The sequence below is a fragment of the Sphingobium herbicidovorans genome, assembly GCF_002080435.1.
In the GTDB taxonomy this organism is placed as follows: Bacteria; Pseudomonadota; Alphaproteobacteria; order Sphingomonadales; family Sphingomonadaceae; genus Sphingobium; species Sphingobium herbicidovorans.
Map to the genome: position 1 here is coordinate 131,598 of NZ_CP020540.1, position 18,938 is coordinate 150,535.

The 18,938-nt window shown below is 61.5% G+C and carries 16 protein-coding genes; 8 read left to right on the forward strand and 8 right to left on the reverse strand.

Features of this window, described 5'->3' with window-relative positions; genetic code table 11:
* Positions 1–158 precede the first annotated feature (158 nt).
* The 8 genes from B6S01_RS19745 to B6S01_RS19780 all read left to right on the forward strand — a co-directional run bounded on the left by B6S01_RS19745 (position 159) and on the right by B6S01_RS19780 (position 9,165).
* Positions 159–1,409, forward strand: coding sequence for an amidohydrolase family protein (locus B6S01_RS19745; protein ID WP_081570599.1), 1,251 nt, complete (start codon positions 159–161; stop codon positions 1,407–1,409).
* 477 nt (positions 1,410–1,886) lie between these two features.
* Positions 1,887–3,551 carry an AMP-binding protein gene (locus tag B6S01_RS19750; RefSeq protein ID WP_081570600.1) on the forward strand — a complete coding sequence of 555 codons (1,665 nt, stop codon included), beginning with the start codon at positions 1,887–1,889 and terminating at the stop codon, positions 3,549–3,551.
* Positions 3,551–4,720 (forward strand): thiolase family protein, encoded by a 1,170-nt coding sequence (locus tag B6S01_RS19755; protein WP_037463722.1) that lies wholly within the window; start codon positions 3,551–3,553, stop codon positions 4,718–4,720. The genes B6S01_RS19750 and B6S01_RS19755 overlap by 1 nt, the downstream gene beginning before the upstream one ends.
* Positions 4,717–5,151, forward strand: coding sequence for a Zn-ribbon domain-containing OB-fold protein (locus tag B6S01_RS19760; RefSeq protein ID WP_037463719.1), 435 nt, complete (start codon positions 4,717–4,719; stop codon positions 5,149–5,151). The genes B6S01_RS19755 and B6S01_RS19760 overlap by 4 nt, the downstream gene beginning before the upstream one ends.
* 154 nt (positions 5,152–5,305) lie before the next feature.
* The gene (locus B6S01_RS19765; protein ID WP_231567948.1) at positions 5,306–6,049 is read left to right on the forward strand and encodes a nitroreductase; all 744 of its coding nucleotides are present in this window, start codon (positions 5,306–5,308) and stop codon (positions 6,047–6,049) included.
* A gap of 110 nt (positions 6,050–6,159) precedes the next feature.
* Positions 6,160–6,951 (forward strand): enoyl-CoA hydratase-related protein, encoded by a 792-nt coding sequence (locus tag B6S01_RS19770; protein WP_037463716.1) that lies wholly within the window; start codon positions 6,160–6,162, stop codon positions 6,949–6,951.
* A 31-nt stretch (positions 6,952–6,982) separates the two neighbouring features.
* Positions 6,983–8,086, forward strand: coding sequence for a CaiB/BaiF CoA transferase family protein (locus B6S01_RS19775; RefSeq protein WP_037463713.1), 1,104 nt, complete (start codon positions 6,983–6,985; stop codon positions 8,084–8,086).
* 130 nt (positions 8,087–8,216) lie between these two features.
* Positions 8,217–9,165, forward strand: a protein-coding gene (locus B6S01_RS19780) for an IS630 family transposase (RefSeq protein WP_231567947.1) whose coding sequence is annotated in 2 segments (ribosomal slippage) — positions 8,217–8,560 and positions 8,559–9,165 — 951 coding nt in all. Because the reading frame shifts where the segments join, the coding sequence is not laid out codon by codon here.
* A 20-nt stretch (positions 9,166–9,185) separates the two neighbouring features.
* Here the strand turns inward: B6S01_RS19780 and B6S01_RS19785 are convergent.
* The 8 genes from B6S01_RS19785 to B6S01_RS19820 form a co-directional block, all read right to left on the reverse strand.
* Complete coding sequence (locus B6S01_RS19785) at positions 9,186–9,980, reverse strand: crotonase/enoyl-CoA hydratase family protein (protein WP_051908113.1); 795 nt, start codon at positions 9,978–9,980, stop codon at positions 9,186–9,188.
* Positions 9,977–11,137, reverse strand: coding sequence for an acyl-CoA dehydrogenase family protein (locus tag B6S01_RS19790; RefSeq protein WP_037463709.1), 1,161 nt, complete (start codon positions 11,135–11,137; stop codon positions 9,977–9,979). Before B6S01_RS19790 ends, B6S01_RS19785 begins: the two co-directional genes overlap by 4 nt.
* 186 nt (positions 11,138–11,323) lie before the next feature.
* Complete coding sequence (gloB, locus tag B6S01_RS19795; RefSeq protein WP_037463705.1) at positions 11,324–12,064, reverse strand: hydroxyacylglutathione hydrolase; 741 nt, start codon at positions 12,062–12,064, stop codon at positions 11,324–11,326.
* A gap of 42 nt (positions 12,065–12,106) precedes the next feature.
* Positions 12,107–14,389 (reverse strand): acyl-CoA dehydrogenase, encoded by a 2,283-nt coding sequence (locus B6S01_RS22050; protein ID WP_081570602.1) that lies wholly within the window; start codon positions 14,387–14,389, stop codon positions 12,107–12,109.
* A 19-nt stretch (positions 14,390–14,408) separates the two neighbouring features.
* Positions 14,409–15,782: an FAD-binding oxidoreductase gene (locus B6S01_RS19805; protein ID WP_037463702.1), complete on the reverse strand. Its 1,374-nt coding sequence runs from the start codon at positions 15,780–15,782 to the stop codon at positions 14,409–14,411.
* A gap of 1 nt (position 15,783) precedes the next feature.
* Complete coding sequence (locus B6S01_RS19810) at positions 15,784–16,956, reverse strand: acyl-CoA dehydrogenase family protein (RefSeq protein WP_037463699.1); 1,173 nt, start codon at positions 16,954–16,956, stop codon at positions 15,784–15,786.
* A gap of 2 nt (positions 16,957–16,958) precedes the next feature.
* Complete coding sequence (locus B6S01_RS19815; protein ID WP_037463696.1) at positions 16,959–17,420, reverse strand: DUF3237 domain-containing protein; 462 nt, start codon at positions 17,418–17,420, stop codon at positions 16,959–16,961.
* 35 nt (positions 17,421–17,455) lie between these two features.
* Complete coding sequence (locus tag B6S01_RS19820; RefSeq protein WP_081570604.1) at positions 17,456–18,874, reverse strand: aromatic ring-hydroxylating oxygenase subunit alpha; 1,419 nt, start codon at positions 18,872–18,874, stop codon at positions 17,456–17,458.
* Positions 18,875–18,938: the final 64 nt, after the last annotated feature.

Sequence of the window (18,938 nt, forward strand, 5' to 3'; positions counted from 1 at the left end):
AGTTATGGTGCGGCCGAAGTCTGGCATGGGAAGAGTAGTCGGACTGCTGTCGAGAATCGACCATTCAACGCTTGCCGTCGATCAGGATTTGGGCCGACTTAGAATCATAAAGCTAATGCCGCTCGGCGGCGCGTCGCTCGTAAACTTGGAGAGTCTTAATGACCGCGATCAACACGAAGAATAGTTGGCGTAGCCAAGTGGCTACCAACGCAGAATGGCAAGATCGGCTAGATCCCGACTCTCCGAACAAGTATTTTATCGTGAGCTGCGACAATCACGCCAGCGAGCCAATGGACTTTCTGACTTCGCGCCTCGACAAGCGCTATCATGATCGCGTGCCACGCGTGCAGATCGATGACGACGGCACCCAGTGGCTGATCACGGAGGGTTCCGACCCGCAGCCGGTTCGAATCGCTCCAACCCGCGAGGATCTTATTCCGACCGCGGAGGATTTCGAGACGCAGGAGGTGATCAGCCCGTACAGTAAGAAGATGGAAGACGAGGACATGATCCGCGCCAAGGCGGGGTTCAGCCTTGAGCAGCGTGTGGCCGATCAACGCACCCAAGGCGTGGATGCGGAAATCGTGTTCGGTCAGAAGGGCACGCTCGCTTTTGCAACGCCGGATCCCGAGTTTGCAGGACAGATGACGCGTGCCTGGAACAGGTGGGCGCACGACACTTTTTCCAGCGACAAATCGGTGATGCCGATGGCGATGATCGCGCCGGCCACGCTGGACGAGGCAATCTCGGAAGTGCAGTGGGCGGCCTCGAATGGATTCCATGGCTTGTGGCTACCTAATCGGCCGATCTACAATCGCCTCAATCAGCCGCGTAATACACTCGAATATTGTGACAAGTTTTTTGAGCCGCTGTGGGCCGCCATCGCCGAGACCGGGCTACCGATGGTGCTGCACGTTTCAACCGGTCAGGATCCGCGCGCGGTTCGCGGTGCCGGCGGTGCGATCACGAACTTTGTCTGCCACTCGATGGTCACGACCATGGAACCCATGGTGCAGATGATTTCGTCGGGCGTATTTGAACGTCATCCGTCGTTGCGTCTCGGCACGATCGAGAGCGGCATCGGTTGGATCGCGTGGCTGCTTCAGCAGATGGACTATAGCTATCGCGCCCATCACATGTGGGTGCGGCCCGTCATCCCGCAGGAACCGAGCTTCTACTTCAAGCGCAACTGTTTCGCCTCCTTCATCGAGGAAACCGAAGCGCTGGAAGCACTGGTCGAAGCGGGACTGGAGGACAACATCGTCTGGTCGAACGACTATCCGCATCATGAGGGCTCATTTCCGCATACCAAGGCTGCGATTGCGCGTCAGATGGGGTCGTTGTCCGAAACGGCGCGCGAAAAGGTCCTCGGGCTCAATGCGGCGAAGTTCTTCAACATCGAGCGCTGAGTTGGACTGATCGCAAGGTCCAGCACCTGCCGCAGCCGGCAGGCGCTGGCGTCGCTATCCGGTGGGAAGGTCCAGGCACCTTTCGTCTTCACCGCATCTGAGAGCCGGCGTCGCAAGGACGATGGGCAGTATTAGGTCTTTCAGGTCTCGCTGGACTGACTGTCGCAGCGATGACCGGTCTGCGGACGCGATGGTCCTAACACGTCAGCGCGCTCAAAACGCGGGCTGCAAACGCGGAAGGTGACGCGCTCGGCACTCCGCTCAGCTGGACGTGCCTACGCCAGACCGGATTTTGGCTACCGTGCAGGCTCTATGCCGCGTCGGTGCAAATCGCTCGAAGGACTTGATTAAAGCGGTCCAGCGCTCGCACAATGACTACCCGACGGCCGAGCGCATTGTCAGCTCATGAAGCTCGCAACACACTGGCCTGTACCGGCTCAGCGGCACGACCGCGAACGACAAGGATGATCGAGCAAAATGACGCAAGCGCAAGCCGAGGTTCGTTCTGAAGTGCATCAACCGGCACCGTCGGCGCCGCATGGTGAAACCTATCTCGAGCATCTCGATCGGGCCGTCGCGACGTCGCCGGACGCAGAGTTTCTGAGCTTCGCAGAGGGACCGATCACCTTTGGCGAGGTGGACCGTCGTTCGACGCGCATGGCCAATGCGTTGCGCGAGTTGGGCGTGGGTGCTGGTCATACTGTCTGTACGATGCTGGACAGCAGCGCCGACGCCGTGGTGATTTGGTTCGCTGTGAACCGCCTTGGCGCCATTTGGGTGCCGCTGAACACGGCGTATCGCGGCGAATTCCTTCGCCACCAGATGGCAGACTCTTCTGCGGCGCTGGTTGTTTGCGAGGAGCATTATCTTCCCGCGGTCGGAATGATCGCGGGCGATCTTCCCGAAGTTCGCCTGATCCTGACCCGAAATGGCCAGGGGAAGTCGAACGCCGGCGACATCCGCGTTCGCTCGCTGGACGATCATCGCGGCACCGACGATACGCCGATCGACACGCGCCCTAAACCGGGCGATACCGCATGCCTGATCTACACCTCGGGCACGACGGGTGCGTCCAAGGGTTGCATCATCAGCTACAACTATCTGTGCGCCTGCGCGCGCCAGTCGAACGACAGCGTACCGCCCCGGCCGGGCGACACGGTCTGGACGGCCTTGCCGCTATTCCACCTCAGCGGTTCGGCCTATGTCGTGCTGGCGGCATTGCTCGCCCAATCGCGCGCAAGGGTTATGAGCACATTCTCCGTCACCAATTTCTGGAACGACATTGAGGAATCGCGAGCGACGTCAGCAATCCTGATGGGCGCGATGTTCCAGTTGCTTGCGCAGGCGCCTGACAACGAAGCAATGCTTCGATGTCGCGGTCAGCTTCGTGCCATCACCGGTGTGCCGATTTCGCCGGCGGATCGCGAAATCTGGTCTGAACGGTTCGGAGTCGCGCGGATCGACAGCTATGGCTATGGGCAAACCGAGGCGACCAAGGTCTGCTACCTGCCCCACGGCGCGCCGATGCCACCCGCCGGATCGGCGGGTCCGGTTTCGAAGGACTTTGACCTGATGATCTCCGACGATTACGGGAACCAAGTGGCGACCGGTGCGCCCGGTGAAATCCTCGTCCGCCCGCGTCGGCCTAACGTCATGTTCAACGGCTATTGGAAGCGGCCCGAAGATACCGTCCGCGTATGGCAGAACCTGTGGATGCACACCGGCGACCTTGGCCGTGTGGACGAGCAGGGCTATCTATATTTCGTCGATCGCAAGAAGGATTATGTCCGCAGCCGGGGCGAGAATATCTCGAGCATGGAGGTCGAACGGGCGTTCCTGCGTCATCCAGCAGTAAGCGAAGTCGCATTCCATTCGGTCTCGGTGACCGAGGGCGGCGAAGAGGAGCTGAAGGTTACGGTCGTGCTTCGTTCTGGGCAAGCGTGCACGGAGGAAGAGCTGTGCCGCTGGTCGATGGATCAGTTGCCGCACTTCGCAGTGCCTCGCTATGTCGAATTCCGCGAAGGATTTCCCAAGACGCCGACCGGGCGCGTCCAGAAGCATATCCTACGCGAGGAAGGGCATACTTCGGCGACTTGGGATGCCCATGCGTTCGGCTTGGTGGCACGGCGGCGGCAACCGTGATGTCCGATATCGCTGTCGCCGCCACGTTCGAACTGAAGCCTGGACGCTACCCCCAATATTCACCGGCGACGTTGTACAGCGAAGTGGTCAAGCAAGCACTTCGGCAGTGGCAGCTCCATCCGAAGGATGTAGACGGCTTGCTAACGGCGCCCTCTGGCATCGCCGGAGGTAATATCGACGTCGTCTCTCACGAGCGGTTGATCGGGGAGTTTGGCATCCAGGCGAACATCGCCGAGACCTTGAGCGCGGGTGGAGCGAGCTTCGGCATTATGGTGATGCGGGCCGCTGCCGCTATCCGGGATGGCATGGCGAGCGCAGTCCTTTGCGTGGGCACCGGCCAGTTCGTCAAACAGGGCGCAGGTGCGGGAGAGCTAATGGCGCGGATCCTGAGCGAGCAGGATTTCGAGATGCCATACGGACCGGCCGTCCCTTCACTTTACGGGTTGATTGCCTCGCAGTTCATGCACGAGCGGGGGGCGACGTCAGAACATCTGGCGCGGGTCGCCGTTTCGGCGCGGAAATGGGCGTTGCGCAATCCAATGGCATTAATGCACGAGCGCGGTGAGATCACTGTCGAGGATGTGTTGAATTCGCGCGTTATCGCCAACCCATTTCGCTATCTCGATTGTTCCATCCCGACCGACGGGGGCGGCGCACTCCTGGTGACGCGTGCCGACGTCGCGCGGCGCCTGTCACCGCAGCCAGCCTATGTCCTCGGCTATGGCGAGGCGCATAGTCCGGGGTCGCTGAGCGAAGCCGGGCCGCGGTTGATCGACACCCGGGCGGCACAGACCGCAGCGGAAGCATTTCGCCGGGCCGGGTTGAGCCACGCCGACATCGACCTGGTGCAACTGTATGACGCCTTTTCCGTCACTCCGCTCATCCTGCTGGAAAATGTGGGATTCTGCGCGCCGGGTGAAGCCGGTGCGTTCGTCGAAAGCGGGGCGACCGATCCCGGCGGACGGCTGCCGATGAACACCAGCGGCGGCCTTCTATCCTTTGGCCACACCGGCGAAGCATCCGGCATGTCGGTTCTCTTGGAGGGGATCCGGCAGGTGATGGGCGAAGCAGGACCCAACCAGGTGGAAAAGGCGGACACATCGCTGGTCCACGTCTATGGAGGAATGATGGCCGATCATGCCACCCTGATCTTCGGACGCGAGCCATGAACGGCGCACCCATTCCACCGGTGACGCCGATCAATGCACTTTACTGGGAAGGTACGGCGACCAACGAACTGCGGCTGTGTGTCTGCACGAATTGTGGCACGCGCTTCCGCTTCGTTCGTGAACTGTGTCCGCGGTGCTGGTCGAGCAATCCGGCGTGGGAGGTATCAGCAGGTAGCGGCAAGGTGGTGGCGCGCGTCGTCGTCGAGGCGGCGCCCTATGAAGCGATGGCGGCACGTACACCCTATGTCCTGGCGCTTGTCGAACTGGACGAGGGTGTGACGATGATGAGCAATGTCGTGGATTGCGATCCGCATTCCGTTGAGATCGGACAGCGCGTTGAGCTGCTGTTCGAGCAGCGCGGCGATTTCGCCATCCCACAGTTCCGCCTGTCCGCTGAAGTGGAAACACGCGATATTGCGCACACGGAATGAATAATTGCGCAGGCAGGGAAGGAAGCGGGCGCTGAATCCTGGCCAGCCAATCGTCGATCAAAGCCAGAACCGCAGTGAGGCACAATGGATTGATCTGGTGCCCGACATCACCACCTTCCCTGCAGATTGAAGCATCGAGTAGGAAACAAAGAGCTTGGAACAGATTGATCGCAAGCCGCTGGACACCGATCAGGGCAAATGGACCGAGGAATCTGCGGTTCTGTCGCGGCTGCTGGCAGAGCGCTACAGCTGCCGCAGCTACCGGCCCGAGCCCGTATCGCGGCCCGAAATCGAACGCATGCTCGAGATCGCTCAGATGTCGGCGTCGTGGTGCAACTCGCAGCCTTGGCAGGTGATCGTCACCGAAGGCGCAGGGACCGAGCGCCTGCGCCAGTTGTTGTTCGATCAAGCAGCCGCTGACGCTGCTGCGAGCGGCGGACCTGTGTTCGCCCCGGACTTTCCCTTCCCTACCGCCTATCGCGGGGTGTACAAGGAACGCCAGCGCGAAGTAGGCTGGCAACTCTATGAAAGCGTGGGCATCGCCTTTGGCGACCGCGTCGCATCCGGCAGGCAGGTGCTGGAGAATTTCCGGCTGTTCGGCGCACCCAATGCGCTGATCGTTACCTCCCCGCGGGACCTCGGCACCTACGGCGCCATCGATTGCGGCCTGTATGTCGGCAGCCTACTACTCGCCGCACAGAGCCTCGGCCTCGGCATGATCCCGCAGGCCGCGCTCGCCATTTACGGCCCGCTGATCCACGAACATTTTAACGTGCCCGACGATCGCATGGTCGTGCTCGGCGCATCGTTCGGTTATCCCGATGAAGCCCATCCGGCGAACAGTTTCCGCTCGCGCCGCGCCAGCATCGCCGATGCAGTGGAGTGGGTGAGCCAGTAAGGCCTGGCGTTCAATTTGAAGATTGAATGGCGAGGTTGACTGCGCTTGCGGTCACGGATGAGCCGGAACAGCGGCGCTTGCCGGGTATTTGCCCGGGGACGGGGAATTAAGTGACCTACGAAACGATTGTTTTCGTCGAAGAAGGGGGCATCGCCCATCTTCAGCTGGCGCGGCCGGACGCGTTGAATGCGCTCAACCGCCCGCTACTGGGCGAAGTCATCGATGCGCTCGACAGAGTACGCGATGGCGGCAATGTCCGTGTCCTGCTGCTCACCGGCAAGGGGCGCGGCTTTTCCAGCGGCGCCGATCTCAGCAGCGGCGGCATTCCTCAGGAGCCCGGCCTGCTCGATGCGGGCCAAGTGTTAGAGGACTATTACAATCCGCTGATCGAGCGGATGTTCGCCCTTCCAGTACCGATCGTCGCCGGCGTACACGGCGCGGTTGCCGGCGCCGCCTGCATGCTGGCGCTTGCCGCCGACATCACTGTGGCAGCACAGTCCGCCTTCTTCCTTCAGGCTTTTGCGAAGGTGGGCCTGGTGCCGGATGCTGGCAGCTTGTGGCTGTTGCCGCGATTGATCGGCCGCGCCCGGGCGCAGGCCATGATGATGCTCGCCGAGCGCATCCCGGCCGCAACCGCGCTTGACTGGGGCATGATCTACGAGGTTGTGGACGAAGATGCGCTTTACAGCCGGGTCAATTCAATCGCGCACAAGCTTGCGCGCGGCCCCACCCGCGCCTATGCGATGATCCGGCAGGGCGTTCGCCTAGCGTCCGAACAGACGCTGAGCGACGCGCTGGCACTGGAGCGCCGGCTGCAGAAGGAGGCGGGCGAGACGTGCGACTTTCAGGAAGGGGTCGCAGCCTTCCGCGAGAAGCGGCCGCCGAATTTCACGGGTGCATGACCCGACGAGGTCGTTGGACGGAGACGAATGAATGATTACGGTGCAGGGCCCGTTGGCCGGTATCAGGGTGCTCGAATTTGCCGGGCTGGGGCCGGGGCCCTTCGCAGGCACCCTCCTGTCCGATTTCGGGGCGGATGTCGTGCGTATCTACCGCAAGGGCGCCGTCGATCCTGACAAGTTTCGCTTCGATGGTCGCGGCCGACGTGCCATCGCGCTCGACCTCAAGGACCCGGCCGATATCGACAAGGTTCTAGCCTTGGCCGAAAAGGCCGAACTAGTGTTGGAAGGCAATCGGCCGGGCGTCATGGAGCGGCTGGGACTGGGGCCCGACGCAATGCTGGCGCGCAATCCGGCGCTCGTCTATGGCCGGATGACCGGCTGGGGCCAGTACGGCCCGCAATCGGCGGCGGCCGGCCACGACATTAATTACCTCGCTATCAGTGGCGCGCTTCACGCCATCGGCACGCCGGACAAGCCAATCGCACCGCTGAACCTCGTGGGCGATTACGGCGGCGCGATGTTCCTCGTCGCAGGCATGTTGGCGGCGCTGCTGCATGCGCGCACGACCGGCCAGGGGCAGGTGGTGGATGTCGCGATGACCGACTGCGCCGCCTATCTCATGTCGCCCTTCTACGGGCGGCGAGCCTCGGGCGACTGGAAGGATCAGCGGGCATCGAACCTGCTCGACGGCGGCGCGCCATTCTATGACACATACCGCTGTTCCGACGACCGCTGGATTGCGATTGGTTCGCTCGAACCGCAGTTCTATCGACTGCTGCTCGACTTGACCGGGATGGCCGACACGCTGACCGGACCGCAAATGGAGAAGGCCAACTGGCCTGAATACAAGGCGCAGTTTGCGGCCGTATTCGCGACTAAGACGCGTGACGAGTGGTGCGCCCTCATGGACGGAACCGACGCCTGCTTTGCACCCGTGCTGACGCTCGATGAAGCGCCGCAGCATTCGCACAACGTTGCGCGTAGCACCTTCATAGATCTCGACGGTGTTACCCTGCCCGCCCCCGCGCCGCGGTTCTCGGCAACGCCGGCGGCCGTCCAATGGCCGCCTCGTCCGATCAATCGCGATCCCGACGCGGCGCTGTCATGCTGGGCTGACGATTTCGCTATTTCCTGATTGGAAGGCAGCGCGCCGGGGGGACCCGCCGGCGCGCTAGAGCATAATCCGACCTAACTGAATCTGGACGATTCCTTTTCGTTGGAAAATCTGATTCAAGATGTCAGCTGGACAAGGAGGCCAGCCTGGCATGACGAAGTCCATCTCAGAGGATTTACGTTCGCGGGTGATTGCGGCGGTTGATGGGGGCCTGTCACGGCGCGCGGCAGCTGAGCGTTTTGGAGTTGCGGCGGCGAGCGCGATCCGTTGGGTTCGCGAATGGCGGGAGACTGGATCGACGCGGGCGAAGCCGCAGGGCGGCGACATGCGGTCGCGGCGGATTGAAGCCCATCGCGACATTATTCTCGGTGCGATCGAGGAGCAGGTGGACATCACGCTCGTTGAACTGGCCGAGATGCTTCGATCGCAGCATGGAGCCGTATTTGCAACGAGCACGATCTGGCGTTTCCTTGATCGTCACTCAATGACCGTGAAAAAAAACAGCGCACGCCAGCGAGCAGGAGCGGCCCGACGTTCTCACGCGGCGACGCGCATGGTTCAAGGCCCAACCTGATCTCGATCCCGAACGGTTGGTGTTCATCGATGAGACCGGCGCATCGACGAAAATGGCGCGTCTGCGGGGACGGGCCCAGCGCGGCATGCGCTGTCGCTCCCCAATCCCGCACGGCCATTGGAAAACCACCACCTTCACCGGCGCGCTGCGTCTAACGGGCATGACCGCACCCATGGTCCTGGACGGTCCCATGACTGGCGAATGGTTCGCTGCCTATGCAGCGCAGGTTCTGGCGCCAACGCTGCGTCCCGGCGATATCGTCATCCTCGACAATCTGCCAGCTCATAAAACCATGGCGGCCCGTGAAGCCATCGAAGCAGTCGGGGCGCGAATGCTGTTCCTTCCGCCATACAGTCCCGACTTCAATCCAATCGAAAACGCCTTCTCGAAGCTCAAGGCCATCCTGCGGAAAGCCGCCGCCCGAACCGTCCCCGAGCTATGGGATGTAATTCGCGAGGCTCTGCCCCGCTTCACTCCCGAAGAATGCGCAAATTACTTTACTGCCACCGGGTATGAACCAGAGTGAACGGATTCTGCTCTAGATGGTTACACCCCGCGCCAGACCGGCGCGCGCTTCTCGGCGAAGGCGCGCGCGCCTTCCTTGGCGTCTTCCGACGCGAAAACCGCGGCGGTGATCGCATTCTGCCGGTCAAACAGTTCGTCGGCGGGCCATTCCAGGCTCTCGTTCAACACTTGCCGACCGACAGCAACAGCCAACGGACCATTCGCCGCGATCTTGCGCGCCAGCTCCAGCGCGCCGTCAAGTGCACCGCCCTTGGGCGTCACCACATTGATCAGGCCATGCGTTGCCAGCAGCGAGGCAGGATGAAGGTCACCGACCAGCACCAGCTGGGTTGCGATCTTGATCGGCAGTTGCCGTGGCAGGCGCACAAGACCGCCGGCATTGGCGACCAAGCCGCGCTTGGCTTCCGTGAGGCCGAACTGCGCCTCTTCGGAAGCCACGACCATGTCGCACGCTAGCGCGATTTCGAACCCGCCAGCCAGCGCATAGCCTTCCACAGCGGCGATCAGCGGCTTCGTTCGCTTGGCCTGGGTGACCCCGGCAAAACCGCTGTCAGGCAGGCGGACGGTTTCGCCGCGCAGGAATGCCTTCAGGTCCATTCCCGCGCAGAAGTTGCCACCCGCGCCGGTGATGATGCCTACACGGATCGCGCTGTCGCTCTCGATCTGCTTGATCGCTGCATCGATCGCTATCGCTGCCTCGCGATCGATCGAGTTGCGCGCCTCGGGCCGATCGATGGTGATAGTAGCGACGCCATTGATGATTTCGAAGTTAACTGGCACGGTTGATTTTCCCTGACTTTGAGCAGCTGCAATCATAGCGATCGAGCAATGAGGAGCTTCATGACTTCGTTCGCGCCACCATATATACGGAATGCGCGAGCATCCTTATACATTTCCGCGATAGGGTAATCGAGAATATATCCATAGCCACCAAAAAACTGCAGGCACTCGTCGATGATCTTGCCCTGCGCTTCGGTAATCCAGTATTTGGCCATCGAGGCAGTCGCAGCGTCCAGCTTGCCCGCCAGCAACTGCTCAGTGCAATGATAGAGGAACGTCTTGGCGATGGTCGCTTGCGTCTTGCATTCCGCGAGCTTGAACTGAGTGTTCTGGAAATCGAACAATGTCTTACCAAAGGCATTGCGGTCCTTGACGTAATCGATGGTTGCTTGCAGGGCCGCCTCGATCATGCCGATCGCCTGCCAGCCGATGACGAGGCGTTCCTGTGGCAGCTTTGCCATCAGCATGGAAAAACCCTGCCCTTCGCCGCCGAGCAGGCAGTCGGCCGGCACTCGCATATCGGAAAAGTAGAGTTCGGCGGTATCGCGGCCTTCCTGCCCTAGCTTGTGCAGCAGCCGTCCGCGCTCGAACCCCGCGACCTTGTCAGTATCGACCACGAACAGCGAAATGCCTTTGGAACCAGCATTGGCGTCGGTCTTCGCCGCGACGATGATGACGTTGGCGTGGTAGCCGTTGGAGATGAACGTCTTCTGGCCGTTGATGACGTAGGAGTCGCCGTCCTTGCACGCGGTGGTGCGCATCGATTGGAGGTCCGATCCAGCACCCGGCTCGCTCATCGCGATGGCAAGGATATTCTCACCGGTCACGAGGCCGGGAAGCCAACGCGCTTTTTGCGCCTCGTTCGCATAATCGACGAGGTAGGGTACGACGGCGGCGTTATGCAGCGGCACCGCAAAATTGAGCGCGTTGCGTAGCCCGAGCCGCTCCATCAGGATCGCCTCGTAGCGAAAATCCGCGCCGGCACCGCCATAGGCCTCCGGGATCATCATGCCGAGCAGGCCCGCCTGCCCCGCCGCCTCCCATGTCGCGCGATCGACATACCCCTGCTCGCGCCAGCGCGCCAACGCCTCGGTGTCTGCATGCACCGACAGGAACTGGTCAACCGCATCCTGCAGCATCCGCAATTCGTCGCTGTCCATGAACGCTGGTGTGGGCAGATCTATGGCGGCCACGTAAGTCCCCTATGTGCAGGCGCTGTTTCGAGATGAGATGAGCGTGTTAGACAGGCCAAGGATAGCCACAGCAAGGGCCCAAGCACGCCCACACAATTGTGCATTCCCTAACAGGCAACTCGCCGCAAAGAGCGCCCGCCCGCCACGCCATGGCATCGTGAATGCTGTTCCGCCGGCGGAGACGGGTCAGAACACGTCCTTGCGCTGACGTATTTGCGCAAATGCCTCGACGTCCGAAACGCTCTGCACCAGTAGCGGCGCGCGCAGGAACGGGTTCGTCGCCTTTTCCTCGCCAATCGTGGTGGGCACCGTTGGCCGATCGTTTGCCCTGGCGAGTTCTACCGCCGCGACACGTTGGGCGACACTTTCGGACGTGTCGACCGACACGGCGAACCGCGCATTGGCCAATGTATATTCGTGCGCCGAATATACGAGCGTGGCATCAGGCAATCTGACAAGGCGCGACAGGCTGGCCCACATCTGATCCGGGGTACCTTCGAACAAGCGGCCGCAGCCCATGGGGAACAGCGTGTCCCCCACGAACACCGTGGCCTCGGACGGCGCATGGAAGCACACATGTCCCAGCGTATGCCCGCCCGTGTCAATCACGTCGAACCGAGTATCGCCCAACCAGACGCTGTCGCCGTGCGTGACGACCTGATCGATCTCGCTCAGCTGGCGCACTTCTTCGGGTGCGACGACCACCGAACCGAACCGCGCCTTGATCTTCGCATTTCCCCCGGCGTGGTCCGGATGCCAATGCGTGTTCAGGATCATGTCGATGCGCCAGCCGAGCGCATCAGCCTCAGCCAGGATCGCGCCTGCATCGGGTGTATCAATCGACGCGACCTTTCCGCTCGCCTCGTCACGGACAAGAAAGGCGTAGTTGTCACTGAGGCACGGGAACTGATGAATTTGCAGTGCCATCTTCGATTCCTATTCTGTAATATCGGCGGGCCCTGCTCGCGTTCAGATGCCCAACACTGTCTTTGCGATGATGGTCCGCATCACCTCGCTGGACCCGGCCATGATCGACCAGGCACGATTGTTGAGATAGGCTGGCATTGGCATTTGTGTATCGCGCGCCAATGGTCGCTCGTCACGCTCGAGTTCCAGTGCCTGAGAGCCATAGGCTTCCAGAGCGAGCACGTCGATCGCCTGGGTGATGTTCGCCATTAGTAGTCCAACGATCGCAGTTTGTGGTCCTGGCGCACTGCCGGCCGCAATCTGAGAAAGGAGCCGTAACTCCAGCATTTCCATCGCCAATGTCTCGGCCTCCAGCATAGCCAGGCGATGACAGAAATCCGGATCCTGTGACAGGCTAAACCCTCGCCGTCCGCGTAGCGTCGCAATTGCCTCGCGCAGGTCCTTCAGCTTCGCCAGCAGGCCCGGCGCTTGCGCTGAGCCGCCGCGTTCATGTTCCAACAGGAACTTGGCGATCGTCCAGCCGTGATTCTCTTCTCCCACGAGATTGGCGACAGGGACGCGTACATTGTCGAAAAAGACCTGATTGAGCTCGTGATCGCCCGAAATCAGCCGGATCGGTTCGACCGACACACCCGGCGTCTGCATATCGATCAGAAGAAAGCTGATGCCTGCCTGTGGCTTGACGTCGGGGTTGGTCCGAACCAGGCAGAAAATCCAGTCGGCGAAATGCCCGAAGGTGGTCCAGATCTTGGTCCCGTCGACCACATACTCGTCACCGTCGCGAACCGCGCGGGTTTTCAGCGAAGCAAGGTCAGACCCCGCCTCCGGCTCGGAATAGCCCTGGCACCACAGCGTCTCGCCAGACAGGATGCGCGGCAGAAAGTGCATTTTCTGGGCTTCGGTCCCGAACTTGGCGAGCACCGGGGCCAACATGCGCAAGCCTTGCGCGGCAAGCGCCGGCGTCCGCGCCATGGCGCATTCGCGTTCGAATATGTAGCGCTGGGTCGCGCTCCAACCCGGTCCGCCGATCTCTTTCGGCCAGTTGTAAGGCAACCAGCCCCGTGCGTTAAGGATCGCTTGCCATTCCAACCAATCGTCCTTGCCAGGAAAGGCGCCAGGCGTGTGACGCGCACGCGCGCGCAAGCCTTCGGGCAGCTTCTCCGCCAAGAATGCCCTGACCTCGTTACGAAACATGCGGTCATCATCATCCAGGCTGAACTCGACCGGTTCGCCAATTAAGGTTGCGAAAAGTTCCGCGTAAGCCGTATGCGCGCGCTCGTCGCCGAACAGCCCGCCGACCACCAGCAGCCGTTTCATCGCCCGACCGACCCACAATTCCTCGGTTATGCCGATCGCGCCATGGAACTGGACCACCTCCTCCGCCACCCGCCGCGCAATCCGCGATACTAAGGCTTTCGCGCCGAATGCTGCGGCGCACTTTGCCATGTGCGGCTGCGCGGGATCGTCCGCAAGCAATGCGGCGCGCAGGGTAAGGCTCTTGGCCAGCTCGAATTCGGCGGCGCAATCCGCCATCCGGTGCTGAATCACCTGGAAGGTCGCCAGCGGGACCCCGAACTGCTTGCGCACTTTGAGATAGTCGATGGTCTGGCGAATGGCCTCGTCCATGATGCCTACCGCTTCGGCACACAAGGCGAGATAAGCCTGGGCGAGCGCCGTCTCGATCGCCGCCCGGCCGCCGCCTACCCATTCAGCGGGGCAATCCTCAAGGATCAGCTCACTTGCCGCCGAGCCGTCCGCCAGGCGCAGCGTGCGGCTGAAGAGCCCCTGTGCGGCCGGCTCGGCCAGATACAGCTCCGGCTCGCCTTCTGCCTGCGCCAGTACCAGCCAAGCCGCCACATCCTGCCCCAGCGCCGCCACCTTGCGCCCGGTCAGCGCACCGGCCTGCACTCGCGTCCTGATAGCCTCCAGGGGGTGGTCCAACCCGGCTTCGGTAAATGCAATGCCGATGACTTTCTCACCGGTCATCAGCGAAGGCAGCCAATGCGCCTTCTGGTCGTCCGACCCCAATGACCCCAGCAGATTGACCGCGATTACCGTCGGCAACCAGGGATCAAGCAAGAGCCCAGGCCCCAAGGCCTGCATCGCCGCCATGAGGTCGACCATCCCGGCGCCAAGACCATCCTGATCTTCTGGAACGGTCAGCATCACTAGCCCCAGGCCTGCCAGCTCCCGCCATATCGCGGGATCATAACCGCCGGGCATCCTGGAATAGCCCTCACGCGCAGACGCATCATAGCGGTCAGCGGCAAAGCGCGACAGGGTCGCGGCCAGTCCAACCTGCTCGTCGTTCAATTCGAAATTCATGGCTGTCGCCTTGTCGAGTCTAGAAGAGGACACGTGGATTCAGGCGGTTGTCAGGATCCAGCGCATTCTTGATCACGCGCATCAGTGCGATTTCGGCCCCGTTGCGGCTGACGTGCAGCCAGGCATTCTTTTCCGTGCCGATGCCATGTTCAGCGGACATCGACCCCTCATAGGGAATGAGGCCGCGATAGACGATCGCATCGATCGCATGCGCCTGCGCCGCCGTATCAGCCCCGACCGATATGCCCAGGTGAATGTTGTTGTCGCCAACATGGCCCTGCACGATCAGCTTGGCGCCGGGAAATTGCTCGTCCAGCTTGGCGCGCACGTCACCGACATATCTGTCGATATCGGATACGCCCAGGCTGACGTCGAACATCACCAGCGGCGCGATCGCGTGAACCGCGACTTCGACGCTTTCCCGCACTCTCCACAGGGCCGCGCGCTGCGCGTCCGATTGGGCAACCACGGCGTCAGTCGCTACGCCGCTCTCCAACAGCTCGACCAGCACCGCTTCGAACTGATCGCGGTCGCTTGCCGCGTGATATCCCATCGATTCGACCAGTACATAGACATGCGCGCCCAGCGGCAGCGGCCTTGGCTGCACCTCAGGTTCGGTCACGATCCGGTACAGATCGGGATACATGATCTCGAACGCGCTCAAGCTCGGCAGACGCTGCAACCTGGTGAACAGGGCAAGCATGGCGTCGTTGTCAGGTACCGCCACCAGCGCGACGTCGTGCGACGTGGGCTTGGCCACACTCCGGAATATCGCGCGCGTCACGATGCCCAGCGTGCCCTCCGCACCCACGAAAAGATGCTTGAGGTCATAGCCGGTGTTGTTCTTTACCAGCCGGTTCATCGATGAGACGATCGTCCCATCGGCAAGCACCGCCTCTAGGCCCAGCACGCGATCGCGAGTCATGCCCCAGCGCAGCGTACGGTTGCCGCCCGCATTGGTCGAGATGGTGCCGCCGACCGTCGCCGTGCCGCGCGCGCCGAGGTCCACGGGGTAGTAAAGCCCCGCCTCCTCCGCCGCCTGCTGCAGCGCCCCCAGGGTGACGCCAGCCTGCGCGACGATGATCTGGCCGACCGGATCGATGCTCTCGATCTGGTTCATCCGCTCCAATGACAGGATGATCTCGCCAGCCACGCTGTGGGCTCCGCCAGAAACGCCAGTGCGTCCGCCATGAGTCACGACCGTTGCGCCATGTTCGGCAGCGATCCTTAGGACGCCCGCGACCTCCTGCGTCGTGCGAGGGCGCACGATCACGTCCGCCTCGATCGGCACCTGACGGAAGGGGTCGGACGAACGCATGCGCACGTCATCGCCGGTCAAGACGCCCCCGGTGCCCAGCAGCGCCTCAATCGCAGGAAGAAAGGCGCTTGCCATATCAGCCGCGAGTTTGCGGGAACTTCCGGCCCGGAAAGAGTGCCGCGGCAATGGAATTGCGCAGTACCGCAGGCGCACCGCCGGCAACCACGTTGGTGACCGCGTCGCGGACAATACGCTGCGTACGGGTAACCGACGTCACGCCCTTGCCGCCCATCAACTCGGCACATTTCATCGCAACTTCGGGGATTCTCGTGCCGCCAAACAGCTTTGCGATCGAAACGTCCTGCAGTTCGGGATATTTCCCGTCGATGGCATTCGCTGCCGCTTTGTATGACAGCAGGCGATGCGCCTCGATCGTGACTGCAACATCGGCCAACGTATGGTAGACGTGTTGAAACTCGATCACCGGGCGGCCGAACTGCTCGCGCTGCTGCACATGCTCGCTCGCCTCATCATAAGCGCACAGCATGCCGCCCAGGCTGACTGCACAGTTATGCAGTCTTTCCATGTTGAACGCGGTCATCAGACGCGCGAAATGCCCAGGGCCGATGATGAGGTTCTCAAGCGGAATGCGGCAATCCTTCAGTTCGATATCGCCGTGCGGGATCGAGCGGGTGCCCAGGAATACCGGACCGCGCGACATCGTAAAGCCGGGCGAGTCGGCGGGGATCAGCACAGCGCCGATCCCGCGCGGTCCCGGAATCCCGTCAAACCGTACGAACGTCGCATACAGCTCGTTGTAAATCGCACCGGTAACGTAGCTTTTCGAACCGTTTACGACCCAGCTGTCGCCGTCGCGGACAGCCGTGGTTTCCAGATAGGTGAGGTCCGATCCATGCGCAGGCTCGGTCAGCGCGATGGCGCAGCCCAGCTTGCCCGTCAGGACGTCGCGCAGATATTGATCCTTGAGCGCTTGGCTCTCGGACAGCATGATCATCGATGGGCCGGGGCCGGTGGTGCAGAACATGGGCTCGCCCACTATCCAACTGCCCGACGCCCGGATTGCCTCGGACACGGCCAGCAGATACGACATGCAATCGCCGCCCTGGCCGCCCCATTCCTTTGGCGCGGTGAGGCCGAAAAAACCCAACTCGCCGAATCGGTCTGATACCGCCCGATAATCGACGGCGTCCTCCTCGTCCCATTTGAACGCGGCCTCGCGAAATTCCAGGCCGGCGGCATAAGCACGCTTCTTCAGGTCTTCCTGCTCAGGGGTCAGCCTCAGATCCACGATTACTCCCCTACGTCGCAGGCATACATCTTGTACTGAATCGCCCGACCCTCGGCGACCCGGCCTTCGGCGATAGCGACGGTTTCATTGAGCCAGGCATAGCGCGGATCGCCGCACTCGAAGCGTGGCTGCGTAACGAAGTGGCAGTCACCGAACTCGGTACCGGCACCTGCCTTAAAGGCGGCACCCACCTTCTCGTTCATCATCACGCGACCGAAATACTGGACATAGATTATCACGCCGTCATCGGTTTCCCAAACCACGCGTGCATCGACATGACCCATACCGGAGGGGTCGACCAACAGATTGTCGCCGCCTCCGGCTTGGACCTTGCCCTTGATCCGCTCGCCCTCGACCACCCCGTCGCGAACGACATAAAGCTGGCGGTTTCCAATCGCCATACGGCCGGTCGTGGTCACGTTGTCGACATAGGCAGTCATCGTGCACAGGGGGGTCAGTTTCACGCAGTCGTCCTCAGTCAATTATGGGCAGCGCCAAATCAGGCGTTCCGAGCACCGTTCATGTATCGGTAATATTCATGGTAGAACTGGCGATTGCGGACCTCCTGCTCGCCATAATTGGCGCCGCGAAAGCCGCGGGATTCGATGCCCTTCTGGAACTGCGGCACAAAGGCGACGTCCTCCATGACGACGGGGCCCAGCGCTTCGCTGCCCATCCCTTCCAGATACATCGGCTGCAGCACCTTCTTGCCTTCGCGGTCGGCATCCGGGTGGATCGGCATGTAGCTGGGGATCACGCATTCGCCCCTCATCGCGTAGATCTGGAGCGAATAATGGGTCTTGCGGGGATCCTCCTCATCCGGCCACCAGCGCTGGAAGAGCACGCCTTCGGGATGGGCGTTGAAGGTGGCGAGTGGGAACATCGACATGTTCCAGTCGTCCACCAACTGGTCGTCGGAGAAGCCGGAAAAGTCAAATCCGAGCTTGGCCTGATTCTCGCGCTTGCCCTTGATGACGGCAGCCTTCACGTCCTGCCATTTGGTGGGATAATCGTCTTCGGGAACGCCTGCCGCCTTGAGGAACAGCTTCATCTCCTCGTTGATGCCCTCGACCTTGCCGTCGACGCTGCGCAAATAGGATTGCGCGGGCTCCATGAACGGGAAGATCGTCCGGCCATGACCATTTTCGTACATGTCATGCTGGGTATAGTAATCGTCCATCACCGGGGTCAGTGTCGCCGAATGCACCGACGACACATGGTAGCCCTCGATAAAGGCTTCGATCGAGGCCTTCCAATTCGTGGTCCAGGTCTGACGCACGTCATAGACGCGGACGAAATTGCGGAAGTCGTATGCGCCAACCGACGCGCGGAACCGCTCACCCAGGTAGTCGTCAAGCGGCCCGACATTCGGATCGAGGCTAAAAAAGATCCACCCCTTCCACTGGTCGACGCGGACGGGCTCAAGGTCGAGATTGCGGCAGAGCACTTCCTCGCGGAAGGTCTCACGACCGGGTAGGTGCGCTAGCTTGCCGTCGTTCGTGAACGACCAAGCATGATACGGGCAGGTGAAGCTGCGCGCCTTGCCGAAGTCGTCCTTGACGATCCGCGTGCCGCGATGCTGGCACACATTGTAGAATGCGCGGATATCATCGCCCTCGCCGCGGATGATCAGGATCGACTCCCGACCGTAATCCACCTTCATGTAGCAATGTTCTTCGGGGATGTCGTTAATGTGGCCACATACGATCCACGCCTTCGACAGCAGCTTGTCCCATTCCTTGGCGAGAACGTCGGAGGAGTAATATTTTTCGTTATCGCTCAAGCGATCCGTGCCGAAATCGATGTAGGGCTGCTTCTCCTGGCCACCGGCAACACCAGGTGCCTGTTCGTAATTGGGCGTCCAGGGGTCAATCGGCATCACACCGGCCTGCCCCATGCGTCCCGTAAACCTGCTCATGACGTCATCTCCTATAAGTCCGCGTGGCGACGAACTCGTTGATCGTTCCTGTTAAGGGCGCCGG

What these genes read in the sequence shown, in the direction of transcription:
- B6S01_RS19820 (WP_081570604.1), bottom strand. Translation starts at nt 18,874, where the DNA reads ATGAGCAGGTTTACGGGACGCATGGGGCAGGCCGGTGTGATGCCGATT.
- B6S01_RS19805 (WP_037463702.1), bottom strand. Translation starts at nt 15,782, where the DNA reads ATGGCAAGCGCCTTTCTTCCTGCGATTGAGGCGCTGCTGGGCACCGGG.
- B6S01_RS22050 (WP_081570602.1), bottom strand. Translation starts at nt 14,389, where the DNA reads ATGAATTTCGAATTGAACGACGAGCAGGTTGGACTGGCCGCGACCCTG.
- B6S01_RS19760 (WP_037463719.1), top strand. Translation starts at nt 4,717, where the DNA reads ATGAACGGCGCACCCATTCCACCGGTGACGCCGATCAATGCACTTTAC.
- B6S01_RS19775 (WP_037463713.1), top strand. Translation starts at nt 6,983, where the DNA reads ATGATTACGGTGCAGGGCCCGTTGGCCGGTATCAGGGTGCTCGAATTT.
- B6S01_RS19785 (WP_051908113.1), bottom strand. Translation starts at nt 9,980, where the DNA reads ATGATTGCAGCTGCTCAAAGTCAGGGAAAATCAACCGTGCCAGTTAAC.
- B6S01_RS19750 (WP_081570600.1), top strand. Translation starts at nt 1,887, where the DNA reads ATGACGCAAGCGCAAGCCGAGGTTCGTTCTGAAGTGCATCAACCGGCA.
- B6S01_RS19745 (WP_081570599.1), top strand. Translation starts at nt 159, where the DNA reads ATGACCGCGATCAACACGAAGAATAGTTGGCGTAGCCAAGTGGCTACC.
- gloB (WP_037463705.1), bottom strand. Translation starts at nt 12,064, where the DNA reads ATGGCACTGCAAATTCATCAGTTCCCGTGCCTCAGTGACAACTACGCC.
- B6S01_RS19755 (WP_037463722.1), top strand. Translation starts at nt 3,551, where the DNA reads ATGTCCGATATCGCTGTCGCCGCCACGTTCGAACTGAAGCCTGGACGC.